Below are 13,521 nucleotides of genomic sequence, written 5' to 3'. Positions count from 1 at the left end.
AGAGCGATGCTGCACCGGGAACTCGCCGAGATCAGCGCACCGGCCCTGCGCCGGGTGCTGGACCATCCGTTCTGGACCGGCCTGCGGCGCGGCACCCTGCCCGCCGAGGCCCTGGCCCGCTTCGTCCGCCAGGACACCGGCCACCTGCTGCCCGCCTACGCCCGCGCACTCGCCCGCTGCGCCGCGTCCGCCCGGGACGACGCGGACACCGCGCTGCTCGCGCAGTCCGTCCTCGGCACCCTGGAGGCCCGGGACGGGCTGCGCGCCGCCTACGGCGCGCTCGCGGACGAGCTGCGGCTGCCCGCCCCGGGCGGGGACGGCCCCGCCGAACCCGCCGTGGCCGCGCACGCCGCCTTCTTCACCACCTCCGCCGCGCACTCCTTCCACGCGGGCCTCGGCGCCCTGCTGCCCATGGTCTGGTTCAACGCCGAGGTCTCCGACCATCTGCGCGACCACGCCGAGCCCGGCACCCGCTACCTGCCGTGGATCACCGCCTACCACCCCGGCGAGTCCTACCGGTACGCCGTCCAGGCGTTCCGCGACCTCGCCGACCGCGCCGGCGCCGCCGCCACCCCGGCGCAGCGCCGCCTGCTCATCGACCACTTCGCCGAGGGCGTCGGGCACGAGATCGCGTTCGCCGACTGCTGCGCCGGCGCGCCGGCACGTCTCGCCGGAAAGGCAGCCCGATGACCGCCCAGGACCTCGACCTGATGGATCCGGCCTCCTTCGCCGACGGCGTCCCGCACGCGTACTTCCGCCGGCTGCGGCAGACCGAAGGCCTGGTCAAGGGCGTCGACACCGACGGCGAACCGCTCTGGCACGTGGTGCGCCACGGCGAGGTCGCCGCCGTCTCCAGGGACGCCAGGACCTTCTCCTCCAGCCCCACCACCATGACCTCGATCCGCAAGGTCGACCCCAGCCCGCCGATCATCACCTTCCTCGACAGCCCCGACCACACCAGGATCCGCAAACTCACCTTCAAGGCCTTCGCCCCCGCCCGGCTGGCCGCCCTGGAAGGGCCGGTCCGGGGCATCGTCGACAGCCTGCTCGCCGAGGCCCGCGAGCAGGGCACCTTCGACCTCGCCGAGACGATCGCACTGCGGCTGCCCTTCGAGGTGCTGCTCGAACTGCTGGACATCCCCCACCGGGACCGCGCCATGATGCTCGGCTGGGCCCGGCGCACGGTCAACCTCGGCGACGAGGGCGAGGGCGAGGGCGAAGCCGGCGGGGGCGAGGCGGACGGCGGCGGGGGCAACCCGTTCCAGCTGATCCACGAGTACCTGCTGGACTTCGCCCGTCACCGCGCCGCGCACCCCGCCGACGACTGCCTCTCGCTGCTGCTCGCGGCCCGGCTCCAGGGCGCCGACCGGCTCGGCCTGCCCGACCGGCTCACCGCCGACGAGGTCGGCCTCTTCGCCTCCACACTGATCACCGCGGGCATCGAAACCACCTACTGCTCCGTCACCGGCGCGGTCCTCGCCCTGCTGGAGGCACCCGGCGAACTCGCCAGGCTGCGCGCGGACCGGAGCCTGGTGCCGTCGGCCGCCAACGAGGTGCTGCGCTGGGTCACCCCGGTGACCCACTTCGCCCGCCGGGTTGTCACCGACACCGAGATCGCCGGGCAGCCCGTCGCGGCCGGCGACACGGTGGTGCTCTGGTACAGCTCCGCCAACCGCGACGAGAGGGTCTTCGCCGACCCGGACCGCTTCGACGTCGGCCGCACCCCCAACCAGCACGTGAGCTTCGGCGGCGGCGGCCCGCACGTCTGCATCGGCAACGGCCTGGCGGCGATGGAGCTGCGCCAGTTCCTGGACGGCGTGGTCGACCTGCTGCCCCGCCTGGAACTCACCGCCGACCCCGTCCGGCCGGCGACCAACTTCATGAACAGCGTCAAGTACCTGCCGCTGCGCTTCCGCTGACCCGGCGGGGACTGGAGACCGTGACATGGACGTGAAGCCGTGACCGCCGGACCGGACGGCCCCGCGCGCCGCACCGCGCTGATCACCGGCGCCAACCGGGGCATCGGCCGGGCCGTCGCCGCCGAACTCCACCGGCGGGGCACCGACGTGGTGCTGACCGCCCGCTCCGCCGAGGACGCCCGCGCGACCGCCGCCGAGCTGGGCACCCGCTGGCAGGCCCTGGACACCACCGACCCGGAGAGCGTCGAGCGCGCCGCCGCGGCGGCCGGCCCGGTCGACCTGCTGATCTGCAACGCCGGGGTGCTGCTGGACGCCCGCACCGACCCGCTGAGCGTCCCGCTGGACCTGGTCGAACAGACCCTGCGGGTCAACCTGCTGGGCACCTGGCGGGTGGTCCAGGCGTTCGTCCCGGCGATGGTCCGCCGGGGCCGGGGCCAGGTGCTGGTGCTCTCCAGCGGCACGACCGCCGAGTTCGGCGGCCGGCTGTTCGCGGGCGCCCCCGGCTACTCGCTCTCCAAGAGCGCCCTCAACGGGCTGACCACGCTGCTGGCCGGCCACACCGAGGGCACCGGTGTGCGGGTCGACGCCGTCAACCCCGGGCGGGTCCGGACCCGGATGATGCCCGGTCAGCAGCAACTGCCCGAGGAGGCGGCCCGGTTCATCGCCGACCTGGCCGACCTCCCGGCCGCCGGCCCGAGCGGCCGCTTCTTCGCCGAACAACGCCGACCCACCTCGTAGGAGACCCCATGCGATTCGACCTGACCGGCCGCAAGGCCGTCGTCACCGGTGCCGGCAGCGGGATCGGGCTGGCCTGCGTCCGGGCCCTGGCAGCCGCCGGCGCGGACGTGCTCGGCGGCTCCCGGACCGTCGGTCCGGAGCTGCTCGACGCCACACCCCACACGCTCGCCGTGGACCTCGCCACCGAGGACGGCGGGCGGCGTCTGGTGAAGCACGCGCTCGCCGAGTTCGGCGGCATCGACATCCTGGTCAACAACGTCGGCGGCGGGGTGAAGCTGGCCGACGGCTTCCTCGACATCGACGACGACACCTGGCTCGAAGCGTTCGGGCTGAACGTCCTCACCGCCGTGCGGACCACCAGGGAGGCCCTGCCCAGCCTGGTCGAGCGCCGGGGGGCGGTGGTCAACATCGGCTCGGTGAACGCCACCCTGGCCGACCCGCGGCTCGGCCACTACTCGGCCGCCAAGGCCGCGCTCGCCAGCGTCGGCAAGTCGCTGGCCGCCGAGTTCACCCCGCGCGGCGTCCGGGTCAACACCATCTCGCCCGGCCCGGTGCGCACCAGGGTCTGGACCAACCCGGCGACGGCCGAGAAGGCCGGGCTCACCCCGGAGCAGTTCATCGAGGCGGTGCCCAGGATGACCGGGCTGGCCACCGGCCGGATCATCGAGCCGGAGGAGATCGCCACCCTGGTGGTGCTGTTCGCCTCCGGCGCGGTCCCCAGCATCACCGGCGCCGACTACACCATCGACGGCGGGATGAGCCGCCCCGCGCTGCGCTGACCGCCCCGCGCTGCGCCGACCGCGCGGCCGGCGCCGGCCGGGCCCGGGTCCTCCCCACGGAGGGCCCGGGCCCGGCCCGTTACGCCGGCACCTCGGGCTGGGCCTTGAGCCCCGCCCGCGGCGCCCGCAGCGTCCGTCCGCGCATCAGGAAGGCCGCCGCCCCGGCCGCCACCAGCAGGCCGGCGGCGAGCCAGAACGTCACCCGCAGCGCGTCGTCGGCACTGGCCGGGTCCTCCGTCAGGTAGCTGAAGAAGACCGTGCCCAGCAGCGCGTACCCGATGCTGTTGCCCAACTGCTGCACCGAGTTGAGCAGTCCGGACGCGGCACCGGTCTCCGGCACCGCGACCATGGTGAGCGCCAGGTTGTAGTACGGGGTCAGGACCCCGCCCATGCCGAGCCCGAGCAGCACCAGCGGAACCGCCAGCTGCCAGCCGGAGACGTCCGGCCCGGCCGACACCACGGCGATCACCCCGACCGCTCCGACGGCCAGCAGCGCCAGCCCGCCCTGGAGCGTGCGCAGGCCGTCCCAGCGGCGTGCCAGCACCGTGCCGGCCAGCGCCGAGCCGACCGCCGAGGCGAGCGTCCACGGCACCATCGCCAGTCCGGCGCCCAGCGACGAGAAGCCGTGCGCGGTCTGCAACTGGACCAGCAGGGCGAACATCATGCCGCTGAGCGCCATGTAGTAGAACATCCCGACCAGCAGGGCGGCGACGAACCGACCGTTGCGCACCAGGGCCGGCTCGATCAGCGGGACCCGCCCGGCCCGGGCCCGCCGGAGCTGGTGCAGCCCGAGCAGGGCCAGGACCGGCAGCGCGGACGCCATGCTGACGAAGCACCAGGCGGGCCACGACTCGCCGCGGCCCTGCATCAGCGGGTAGGCCACCAGGACCATCGCCCCGGCGGCCAGCACCGTGCCGACGCCGTCCAGCCGGCGCAGCCCGGCCCGTTCGACGGGCTGCCCGGCGGGGACGTACCGCAGGGTGCCGACGGTCGCGAGGACGCCGAGCGGCACGTTGATGAAGAAGACCGTGCGCCAGCCGAGACCGAAGAGGTCCCCGGTGGCCAGGGCGCCGCCGAGCACCGGCGCGACGATCGCGGCGATACCCACGACCGGGCCCATCATGCCGATGGCCTTGGGCAGTTCACGGCCGGGGAAGAGGTCGCGCATGATGCCGAGCCCCTGCGGGACCATCACCGCGGCGAAGCCTCCCTGGAGGATCCGGGCGGTGATGATCATCTGCGGGTTGACCGAGAAGGCGGCCAGCAGCGAGGCGAGGGTGAAGCCGACGGTGCCGACCAGCAGCATCCGTCTGCGGCCGAGGACGTCCCCGAGCCGCCCGCCGGTGATCAGCAGCGAGGCGAAGGCGAGGGTGTAGCCGGCGGCCATCCACTGGAGGTCCGCGTAACTGCCGTGCAGTCCGGTGCGGATCGACGGCGCGACGGTGTTCACCATCATGCCGTCGAGCAGGTCCATGCAGTGGGTGGTGAGGATCGCCGCCAGGGCGTACCAGCGGAGCCGGTCCGGGGCGGGCGCGGTGGTCAGGGGCGGTGCGGAGGTGGCCATCGTGGTGCCTTTCGACGAGGAACGGCCGGACGGCGCGAACAGTGCGCCCGACCGCTCCAGAAGCACTCGAGGAACCCACGAGGGGGAGTACGGCCGGCGACCCGCTCGAGCCGCGCTCCACCGAGTCCCGAGCGGTGTTCGAGCGCCCTTGCCGAGGGTGGGGTGCCGGCGGGGCTGTGGGGCCACGCCGCCAGAGCACGAGGGGACATGTCATGGATCTGGGGTTGGCGGACAAGCGGGTGCTGGTCACCGGCGCCACCAGGGGGATAGGCCGGGCAACGGCGAAGGCGTTCGCCGCGGAGGGGGCGCGGGTCGCGGTCACCTACCTGAAGTCCAAGGAGGCCGCCGACAAGCTGGTCGAGGAACTCGGCGGCGCCGACCGGGCGTCCGCCCACCATTACGACCTGGCCGACCCGCAGTCGATCGCGGAGACGGTCGCCGCCGTCGAGGAGGCCTGGGGCGGGGTCGACGTCCTGGTCGCCAACGCCCAGACCTGGGTGTGGATGAATCCCGAGGACATGGTGCCCTACCAGGAGTTCCCGATGGACTTCTGGCTCGGCCGGTACCGGGAGAACGTCGAGGGTCACCTGTGGACGGTCCGCCAGGCACTCGGCGGGATGCGCGAACGCGGCTTCGGCCGGATCGTGCTGCTCTCCTCCGTCACCGCGATGCACGGCAATCCGGGCTCGGAGATCTACAGCGCGGCCAAGGCCTCCCTGCACGGCTTCGTGCGCGGCCTGATGTGGACCGGTGACGGCGTACTCGCCAACGTGGTCGCGCCCGGCGGCACCATCACCGAGAGCCTCGAGGCGGTCGACCCGGCGCTGCTGGAGAAGGCCGTCGCCGAGACCCCGAGCGGCCGGCTGAGCACCGCCGACGAGGTCGCCCGGCTGATCGTCTTCCTCGGTTCGGCGGCCAACGGGAACATCAGCGGGCAGGTCATCCACCCCGCGGGCGGCCGCTGACGGCCGGCCCCACCCGCGCCCGACGCGCGCTCGAGCGCCGCCCGAGCGCGCGTCGGGCGGTCCCTCACATCCTCGCAGGCAGCGCCGCCGGCCGGAAAACCGCCGGCGGTCCCGCGTTTTCCCGATCGGAAGGAACAGTCATGAGCATCCGCAACCCGCTGGCCGGAGACCGGACCGGCGTCCGGCGCGGCCGGCCGCCAGGGCGCCCCGGCTTCCTCGGTGGCACCCTCAGAGCGGTCGTGGGTCTGGCCCTCGCGGCCGCCCCCGCCGTCGTCGCCGCGCCGGCCGCCCACGCGGACACCACCGGCCACCAGTACTACGTCGACTGCGCGGCGGGCAACGACGCGGCCGCGGGCACCACCGCCGCCGCCGCCTGGCACAGCCTCGCCAAGGTCAACGGCGCCACCTTCCGGCCCGGCGACTCGATCCTGCTGCGCAGCGGCACCACCTGCGCCGGGCAGCTGGCCCCGCTCGGCTCCGGCACCGCGGACCGGCCGGTCACCATCGGCTCGTACGGTGGTACCGCCCGCGCCGCGATCACCGGCGGCGGCGCCCGCGCCGCGGTCTTCCTGCAGAACAGCCAGGGCTGGGAGATCCGCAACCTCGACGTCTCCAACAAGGCCGCCCAGGACGGTACCGTCCGCACCGGCATCTACGTGCTGCTGACCGACTACGGCACCGGCAGCCACTACGTCGTCGAGAACGTCAACGTCCACGACGTGACCAGCATCGACAGCACCGGTCCGATCGACGAGGCCAGCGGCGGCATCGTCTTCAAGGCGGCCGGCTCGACCACGCCCACCACCTTCGACGGCATCCGGGTCGCGAACAGCACCGTCACCACCACCGAGGGCTACGGCATCGCCACCGTCTCCCAGTGGTCCAAGCGGGACCTCTTCCCGACCGGCACCAACCACTTCGTGCCGATGACCAACGTCCGGGTCACCGGCAACCGCCTGGCCGACATGGGCGGGGACGGCATAGTGGTCCAGAACGCCGTCTCCCCGCTGATCGACCACAACGTCGTCGACGGGTTCGGCCTGCGGGCCACGGCCTACCACTCCGGCGTCTGGGTGTGGAACGCGGACCACTCCGTGATGGAGTACAACGACGTCTCGCACGGCGCCAGCTCGCCGCCGATGATGGCCTTCGACGCGGACGGCTCGAACCAGGACGTCGTCTACCAGTACAACTACAGCCACGACAACGGCGGCGGCTTCCTCGCCTTCTGCACCGCCCCGGGCCAGTTCAGCGACGGCGTGACCGTCCGCTACAACATCAGCCAGAACGACCACGACGCCGTCTACAACGGCGCCGTCTTCCCGGTGGTCTTCAACGGCTGCGGCGTCACCATGACCAACCTCTCCTTCTACAACAACGTGGTGTACTCCTCCGTCGCCAAGGCGCTGATCGGCAACTACGGCCAGTCCGTGGTCTCCTACCGCAACAACATCTTCTACGGCCGGCCGGGCGGTTCGACCATCACGGACCCGGTGAGCACCTTCGACCACAACCTGTACTTCAACATCGACCAGGTCCCCGCCGGCGACCTCCACGCGGTCAAGGCCGACCCGCTGTTCGCCGCGCCCGGCACGGGCCCGCAGGGCTACCGGCTGACGTGCGGGTCCCCGGCCGTCCGCGCCGGCGTCCGGATCGCCCTCAACGGCGGACGGGACTGCGGCGGCGCCCCGGTGCCCTCCGACGCCGCGCCGAACATCGGCGCCTACGAGGGCACGGTGTCCTGACCGGGAGCGACCGGCGGGCCGGATAGAACGGGAGGGGTGGGCCGGATCGTCCGGCCCACCCCTCCCGCGTCGTCCGGCCCCGGATCAGCCCGCGGCCTTCTTGATCGACCAGTCGGCGATCCTCAGCGACATCTCGACCCCCTCCGTGGCGTACTCGATCATCCCCTTCTGGTACTCCGCCACCGCGTCCGCCAGCTCCCGCCGGCCCGCCGCCACCTCGGCCAGCAGCGCGCCGAGCGCCTGCGCGTCCCGCAGCGCCGTGTTCGCCCCTACGCCCCCGGACGGCGGCATCGCGTGCACCGCGTCGCCCAACGGGACCACCGGGCCGGTCTCCCAGGCCTCCACCGGGCGGGTGGCGCGCAGCGCGACGGCGAACGTCGTCTCCGGCTGGGCGAAGCCGAAGATCCCGCGGAGGTCCGGGTGCCAGGCCCGGGTGCGCTCGACGACCAGCGCGCACAGCTCCTCGCCGTCCAGCGCGAAGAACTCCTCCTCCGACAGGCCGAGGTCCTGCTGGTGCACGTTGAACACGGACATGTAGTAGTCCTCGCCGTCCGCCAGCTCCGCCTCGGGCGCCAGCCTCGCGGCGGCGGCGGAGGGGCGCTCGCGGAACAGCATCGGCATCAGGCCGAGGTGATGGCCGTCGGTGCCGATCACATAGGAGAACCGGTCCTGCAGCGCCGCCGGCAGGCCGGCCGCGATCGCCGCGTCCCGGGGGATCCGGGAGAACACCGTCCGGATGCCGAGGTCCTGGGGAGCGTCCCCCGGCCGCAGCTGCGCCCGGACCCGGGAGTTGGTGCCGTCGGCCGCCACCAGCACGTCGCCGGTGGCCTCGGTGCCGTCCGCGAAGTAGGCCGTCACCCGGCCGTCGGGCGTGTGCGCGAGCCGCTCGAAGTTCTTGCCGAAGTGGACGGTGTCCGCCAGTCCGGCCAGCAGGATCCGGCGCAGGGTCACCCGGTCCACGGCGTCGATCTTGTCGGCCCGGTCCGCCCGCGGATCCTCGAACCTCGGCGCCCACTGCTCCGTCAGCTGCTCGTCGTAGGCGGCCAGCCCGGCATCGTCCCGGGTGTTGGCCGTCGCCGCCACCAGCTCCGTGAGCCGGGCCGGCAGGCAGGCCCGCAGCGCGGCCTCGCCCTCCGGGCTGATCCGCAGCCGGTAGCCCTGCCGGCGGCCGTCCGCCGACTCGTCGCGCTCGTACACCCGGACGTCCACCCCGGCCTGCCGCAGCCGTTGCGCCAGGCTGAGACCGCCGATCCCACCGCCGATCACCAGCACCCGGAAGGCCGGCCGGCCCGTCGTCGTCGCCATGGACACCTCTCCTCACCGCCGTGTACGGGACACCCGCACGATGCGCCGCACCGCTCAGGTCCGGCTCGAGGCCCCTGCCCGCGGCGGCCCTTCCAGCCGGGCTCGAGCCGAGCTGAAGAACGCCCTCCCAGGCTGTGCGGGCCCCGCCAGCCCATGGCAGCCGACCCTTCGGAGGAAGCGTGTCCCGCCGTCTCTTCACCTCGGAGTCCGTGACCGAGGGCCACCCCGACAAGATCGCGGACCGGATCAGCGACACCATCCTCGACGCCCTCCTACGGGAGGACCCGACGTCCCGGGTCGCCGTCGAGACGCTGATCACCACCGGCCAGGTGCACATCGCCGGTGAGGTCACCACCAGCGCCTACGCCGACATCGCCGCCCTGGTCCGGGAGGCCGTCCTGGAGATCGGCTACGACTCCTCCGCCAAGGGCTTCGACGGCGCCTCCTGCGGCGTCTCGGTCTCCATCGGCTCCCAGTCGCCCGACATCGCGCAGGGCGTGGACAGCGCCTACGAGACCCGCGTCGAGGGGGCCGGTCAGGAGGAGGCCGACGAACTCGACCGACAGGGCGCCGGCGACCAGGGCCTGATGTTCGGCTACGCCTGCGACGACACGCCCGAGCTGCTGCCGCTGCCGATCTCGCTGGCCCACCGGCTCGCCCAGCGCCTCACCCAGGTCCGCAAGGACGGCACCGTCCCCTACCTGCGCCCCGACGGCAAGACCCAGGTGACCATCGAGTACGACGGCGACCGCGCCGTCCGCCTCGACACCGTGGTGGTCTCCACCCAGCACGCCGCCGACATCGACCTCGACTCGCTGCTCGCCCCCGACATCCGCGAGTTCGTCGTCGAACCGGTGCTGGCCGGCCTGGCCCTGGACACCAGCGACTACCGGCTGCTGGTCAACCCCACCGGGCGGTTCGAGATCGGCGGCCCGATGGGCGACGCCGGCCTGACCGGCCGCAAGATCATCGTCGACACCTACGGGGGCTACGCACGCCACGGCGGCGGCGCCTTCTCCGGCAAGGACCCGTCCAAGGTGGACCGCTCGGCCGCGTACGCGATGCGCTGGGTGGCCAAGAACATCGTCGCCGCCGGCCTCGCCCGCCGCGCCGAGGTGCAGGTCGCGTACGCGATCGGCAAGGCCGAGCCGGTCGGCCTGTTCGTGGAGACCTTCGGCACCGAGACCGTTCCGGTGGCCAGGATCCAGGACGCCGTCAGCGAGGTCTTCGACCTGCGACCGGCCGCGATCATCCGCGACCTCGACCTGCTGCGGCCCATCTACGCCCAGACCGCCGCGTACGGCCACTTCGGCCGGGAACTGCCCGACTTCACCTGGGAGCGCGCCGACCGGGTGGAGAAGCTGCGGGCCGTCGCCCTGGCCTGAGCCCCGCCGAACCGAGCCCCGCCGAACCCGTCGCCCCACCGTTGCCCCGAGGAGGCACCGCCGTGCGTATCGCTGTCAGCGGTTCGATCGCCACCGACCATCTGATGGTCTACCCAGGGCGGTTCGCGGACCAGTTGATCGAGGGCCAGCTGTCCAAGGTGTCGCTCTCCTTCCTCGCCGACGACCTCGAGGTCCGGCGCGGCGGGGTCGCGGCCAACATCGCCTTCGGGCTGGGAAGCCTGGGCCTGCGTCCCGTCCTGGTCGGCGCGGCCGGTGCCGACTTCGCCGACTACGGCGCCTGGTTGCAGGCCGCCGGCGTCGACACCGAGTCCGTGCTGATCAGCCGGACCAGGCACACCGCGCGATTCGTCTGCACCACCGACGCCGACCAGAACCAGATCGCCACGTTCTACGCGGGGGCGATGAGCGAGGCCCGTGGCATCCGCCTCGCCCCCGTCGTGGACCGCGTCGGCGGGCTCGACCTCGTCGTCATCGCCCCCGACGACCCCCAGGCGATGATCCGCCGCACCGAGGAGTGCCGCACCCTCGGCCTCTCCTTCGCGGCCGATCCGTCCCAGCAACTCGCCCGGCTCGACCGGGCAGCGGTCCGCCACCTCGTCCAGGGCGCGGACCTGCTCTTCACCAACGAGTACGAGGCCGCACTGCTCCAGCAGACCGCGGGCTGGACGGAGCGGCAGATCCTCGAGGAGGTCGGCACCTGGATCACCACACTCGGTGCCGACGGCGTCCGCATCCTCCGGAGCGACGCGGCACCGCTGCTCGTCCCCGCCGTGCCCACCGACCACGTCGCCGACCCCACCGGTGTCGGCGACGCCTTCCGGGCCGGATTCCTGGCCGGCCTCGCCCGCCGGTGGCCGATGCCCCGCGCGGCCCGCCTCGGCTGCGCCCTCGCCACCGAGGTGTTGCAGACGGTCGGCACCCAGGAGTACCGCGTCTCGGCCGCGGAGCTGATCGGCCGCACCGACGACACCCCGGTCGGCGCCTGATGACGCCGCGGAACGGAACGGCACAGCAGCAGAGTCGCGCAGATGCGTTGCGTGAGGCGCTTGCCACCCGGGTGGTGGTGGCCGACGGTGCGATGGGCACGATGCTCCAGGCGCAGGATCCGTCGTTGGAGGACTTCCAGGACCTGGAGGGCTGCAACGAGGTCCTGAATGTGACGCGGCCCGACATCGTGCGTTCGGTCCATGACGCGTATTTCGCGGTGGGTGTGGACTGTGTGGAGACCAACACCTTCGGCGCCAACTTCTCGGCGCTGGGGGAGTACGACATCTCCGAGCGGGTCTTCGAGCTGTCCGAGTCCGGCGCCCGGATCGCCCGCGAGACGGCGGACGCGTACGCCGCCGACGGCCGCACCCGCTGGGTGCTGGGTTCGATCGGCCCCGGTACCAAGCTGCCGACGCTCGGCCACGCCCCGTACGGGGTGCTGCGCGACGGCTTCCGGCAGAACGCGGCCGGCCTGATCGCGGGTGGTGCGGATGCGCTGCTGGTGGAGACGAGTCAGGACCTGCTGCAGACCAAGGCGGCTGTTCTGGGTTGCAAGCGGGCGTTGGCGGAGGCGGGTCTGGATCTGCCGGTGCTGGTGCAGGTGACGGTGGAGACGACCGGCACGATGCTGCTCGGCTCGGAGATCGGTGCGGCGCTGGCGGCGCTGGAGCCGCTCGGTGTCGACTACATCGGTTTGAACTGCGCGACCGGCCCGGCGGAGATGAGCGAGCATCTGCGCTACCTGGCGAAGAACGCGAGGGTCGGTCTGTCGTGCATGCCGAACGCGGGTCTGCCGGTGCTGGGCAGGGACGGCGCGCACTATCCGCTCTCCCCGTCCGAGCTGGCCGACGCCCACGACGTGTTCACCCGCGAGTACGGGCTGTCGCTGGTCGGCGGCTGCTGCGGCACCACGCCCGAGCATCTGCGGCAGGTGGTGGAGCGCGTGCAGGGCCGTCCGGTGGTCGGCCGTGATCCGCGTCCGGAGCCGTCGGCGGCGTCGTTGTACCAGGCGGTGCCGTTCCGTCAGGACACGTCGTATCTGGCGATCGGTGAGCGGACGAATGCCAATGGGTCGAAGAAGTTCCGTGAGTCGATGCTGGCCGGGGACTGGCAGGCCTGCGTGGAGATCGCCCGTGAGCAGATCCGGGACGGCTCGCACCTGCTGGACCTGTGTGTGGACTACGTCGGCCGCGACGGCGTCGCCGACATGCGGGAGATCGCCGGGCGGCTGGCCACCGCGTCGACGCTGCCGATTGTGCTGGATTCCACGGAGCCGGAGGTGTTGCGGGCGGGGCTGGAGGCGCTGGGTGGCCGGGCGTTGCTGAACTCGGTGAACTACGAGGACGGTGACGGTCCGGACAGCCGCTTCGGCCGGATCGCGTCGCTGGCCCGCGAGCACGGCGCCGGCCTGGTCGCGCTGACCATCGACGAGGAGGGGCAGGCCCGCACCGCCGAGGCCAAGGTGGCCATCGCCGAGCGGCTGATCGCGCAGCTGACCGGTGAGTACGGCATCGACGAGGGGTCGATCCTGGTCGACTGCCTGGCGTTCACCCTGGGCACCGGGCAGGAGGAGTCCCGCCGGGACGGCATCGAGACGATCGAGGCGATCCGCGAGCTCAAGCGCCGCCACCCGGACGTGCAGACCACCCTGGGCCTGTCCAACATCTCCTTCGGGTTGAGCCCGGCGGCCCGTGTGGTGATCAACTCGGTGTTCCTGAACGAGTGTGTGGAGGCCGGGCTGGACTCGGCGATCGTGCACGCCTCCAAGATCCTGCCGATGGCGCGGATCCCCGAGGAGCAGCGTGAGGTGGCGCTCGATCTGGTCTACGACCGCCGGAGTGAGGGCTATGACCCGTTGCAGAGGCTGCTCCGGCTCTTCGAGGGCGTCTCCTCGGCGTCGGTGAGGGCGTCCAAGGCGCAGGAGCTGGCCGCGCTGCCGTTGGAGGAGCGGTTGCGGCGCCGGATCGTCGACGGCGAGCGGGGTGGCCTGGAGGGGGATCTGGACGAGGCGTTGGCGTTCCGTCCGGCGTTGGAGATCGTCAACGGGACGTTGCTGGCCGGGATGAAGGTGGTCGGTGAGCTGTTCGGTTCGGGGCAGATGCAGTTGCCGTTC

11 protein-coding genes are annotated in these 13,521 nt (G+C 72.8%); 9 read left to right on the top strand and 2 right to left on the bottom strand.

Annotated elements, in window-relative coordinates:
• The first annotated feature begins 6 nt into the window (after positions 1 to 6).
• The 4 genes from ACZ5WK_RS33615 to ACZ5WK_RS33600 are packed head-to-tail and all read left to right on the top strand — an operon-like array spanning position 7 to position 3,436.
• Complete coding sequence (locus ACZ5WK_RS33615; RefSeq protein WP_465553254.1) at positions 7 to 690, top strand: TenA family protein; 684 nt, start codon at positions 7 to 9, stop codon at positions 688 to 690.
• Positions 687 to 1,919: a cytochrome P450 gene (locus ACZ5WK_RS33610; protein ID WP_465553252.1), complete on the top strand. Its 1,233-nt coding sequence runs from the start codon at positions 687 to 689 to the stop codon at positions 1,917 to 1,919. Before ACZ5WK_RS33615 ends, ACZ5WK_RS33610 begins: the two co-directional genes overlap by 4 nt.
• A 39-nt stretch (positions 1,920 to 1,958) precedes the next feature.
• Positions 1,959 to 2,657 (top strand): SDR family NAD(P)-dependent oxidoreductase, encoded by a 699-nt coding sequence (locus ACZ5WK_RS33605; protein WP_465553250.1) that lies wholly within the window; start codon positions 1,959 to 1,961, stop codon positions 2,655 to 2,657.
• Positions 2,658 to 2,665: 8 nt separating this feature from the next.
• Positions 2,666 to 3,436 carry an SDR family NAD(P)-dependent oxidoreductase gene (locus ACZ5WK_RS33600; RefSeq protein ID WP_465553248.1) on the top strand — a complete coding sequence of 257 codons (771 nt, stop codon included), beginning with the start codon at positions 2,666 to 2,668 and terminating at the stop codon, positions 3,434 to 3,436.
• A gap of 79 nt (positions 3,437 to 3,515) precedes the next feature.
• On the opposite strand, the gene ACZ5WK_RS33595 is transcribed toward ACZ5WK_RS33600, so the two are convergent.
• The gene (locus ACZ5WK_RS33595) at positions 3,516 to 5,000 is read right to left on the bottom strand and encodes an MFS transporter (RefSeq protein ID WP_465553246.1); all 1,485 of its coding nucleotides are present in this window, start codon (positions 4,998 to 5,000) and stop codon (positions 3,516 to 3,518) included.
• Positions 5,001 to 5,212: 212 nt separating this feature from the next.
• Here ACZ5WK_RS33595 and ACZ5WK_RS33590 point away from each other — a divergent pair, with 212 nt between their 5' ends.
• Both ACZ5WK_RS33590 and ACZ5WK_RS33585 read left to right on the top strand, forming a co-directional pair.
• Positions 5,213 to 5,965, top strand: coding sequence for an SDR family NAD(P)-dependent oxidoreductase (locus tag ACZ5WK_RS33590; protein ID WP_465553244.1), 753 nt, complete (start codon positions 5,213 to 5,215; stop codon positions 5,963 to 5,965).
• Between the two features lie 140 nt (positions 5,966 to 6,105).
• On the top strand, positions 6,106 to 7,710 hold the full coding sequence (locus ACZ5WK_RS33585) for a right-handed parallel beta-helix repeat-containing protein (protein WP_465553242.1): 1,605 nt from the start codon (positions 6,106 to 6,108) through the stop codon (positions 7,708 to 7,710).
• Between the two features lie 84 nt (positions 7,711 to 7,794).
• On the opposite strand, the gene ACZ5WK_RS33580 is transcribed toward ACZ5WK_RS33585, so the two are convergent.
• Positions 7,795 to 9,015 carry an FAD-dependent oxidoreductase gene (locus ACZ5WK_RS33580; protein ID WP_465553240.1) on the bottom strand — a complete coding sequence of 407 codons (1,221 nt, stop codon included), beginning with the start codon at positions 9,013 to 9,015 and terminating at the stop codon, positions 7,795 to 7,797.
• A gap of 179 nt (positions 9,016 to 9,194) precedes the next feature.
• On the opposite strand from ACZ5WK_RS33580, the gene metK reads away from it, so the two are divergent.
• From metK to ACZ5WK_RS33565, 3 genes are all read left to right on the top strand, one after another.
• Positions 9,195 to 10,400: a methionine adenosyltransferase gene (gene metK, locus ACZ5WK_RS33575; RefSeq protein WP_465553238.1), complete on the top strand. Its 1,206-nt coding sequence runs from the start codon at positions 9,195 to 9,197 to the stop codon at positions 10,398 to 10,400.
• Positions 10,401 to 10,462: 62 nt separating this feature from the next.
• Positions 10,463 to 11,407 carry a carbohydrate kinase family protein gene (locus tag ACZ5WK_RS33570; RefSeq protein WP_465553236.1) on the top strand — a complete coding sequence of 315 codons (945 nt, stop codon included), beginning with the start codon at positions 10,463 to 10,465 and terminating at the stop codon, positions 11,405 to 11,407.
• Positions 11,407 to 13,521: homocysteine S-methyltransferase family protein (locus ACZ5WK_RS33565; RefSeq protein ID WP_465553234.1), on the top strand; the 2,115-nt coding region annotated here is incomplete at its 3' end. The genes ACZ5WK_RS33570 and ACZ5WK_RS33565, both read left to right, overlap by 1 nt.

Source organism: Kitasatospora sp. NPDC032757 (genome assembly GCF_055579305.1).
Note: the sequence above shows the minus strand (reverse complement) of the source record. Positions and strands in the feature narration are given on the sequence as shown.

Coding starts and splice junctions, on each gene's coding strand:
- ACZ5WK_RS33600 (WP_465553248.1), top strand. CDS start 2,666: ATGCGATTCGACCTGACCGGCCGCAAGGCCGTCGTCACCGGTGCCGGC.
- ACZ5WK_RS33590 (WP_465553244.1), top strand. CDS start 5,213: ATGGATCTGGGGTTGGCGGACAAGCGGGTGCTGGTCACCGGCGCCACC.
- ACZ5WK_RS33615 (WP_465553254.1), top strand. CDS start 7: ATGCTGCACCGGGAACTCGCCGAGATCAGCGCACCGGCCCTGCGCCGG.
- ACZ5WK_RS33585 (WP_465553242.1), top strand. CDS start 6,106: ATGAGCATCCGCAACCCGCTGGCCGGAGACCGGACCGGCGTCCGGCGC.
- ACZ5WK_RS33595 (WP_465553246.1), bottom strand. CDS start 5,000: ATGGCCACCTCCGCACCGCCCCTGACCACCGCGCCCGCCCCGGACCGG.
- ACZ5WK_RS33610 (WP_465553252.1), top strand. CDS start 687: ATGACCGCCCAGGACCTCGACCTGATGGATCCGGCCTCCTTCGCCGAC.
- ACZ5WK_RS33580 (WP_465553240.1), bottom strand. CDS start 9,015: ATGGCGACGACGACGGGCCGGCCGGCCTTCCGGGTGCTGGTGATCGGC.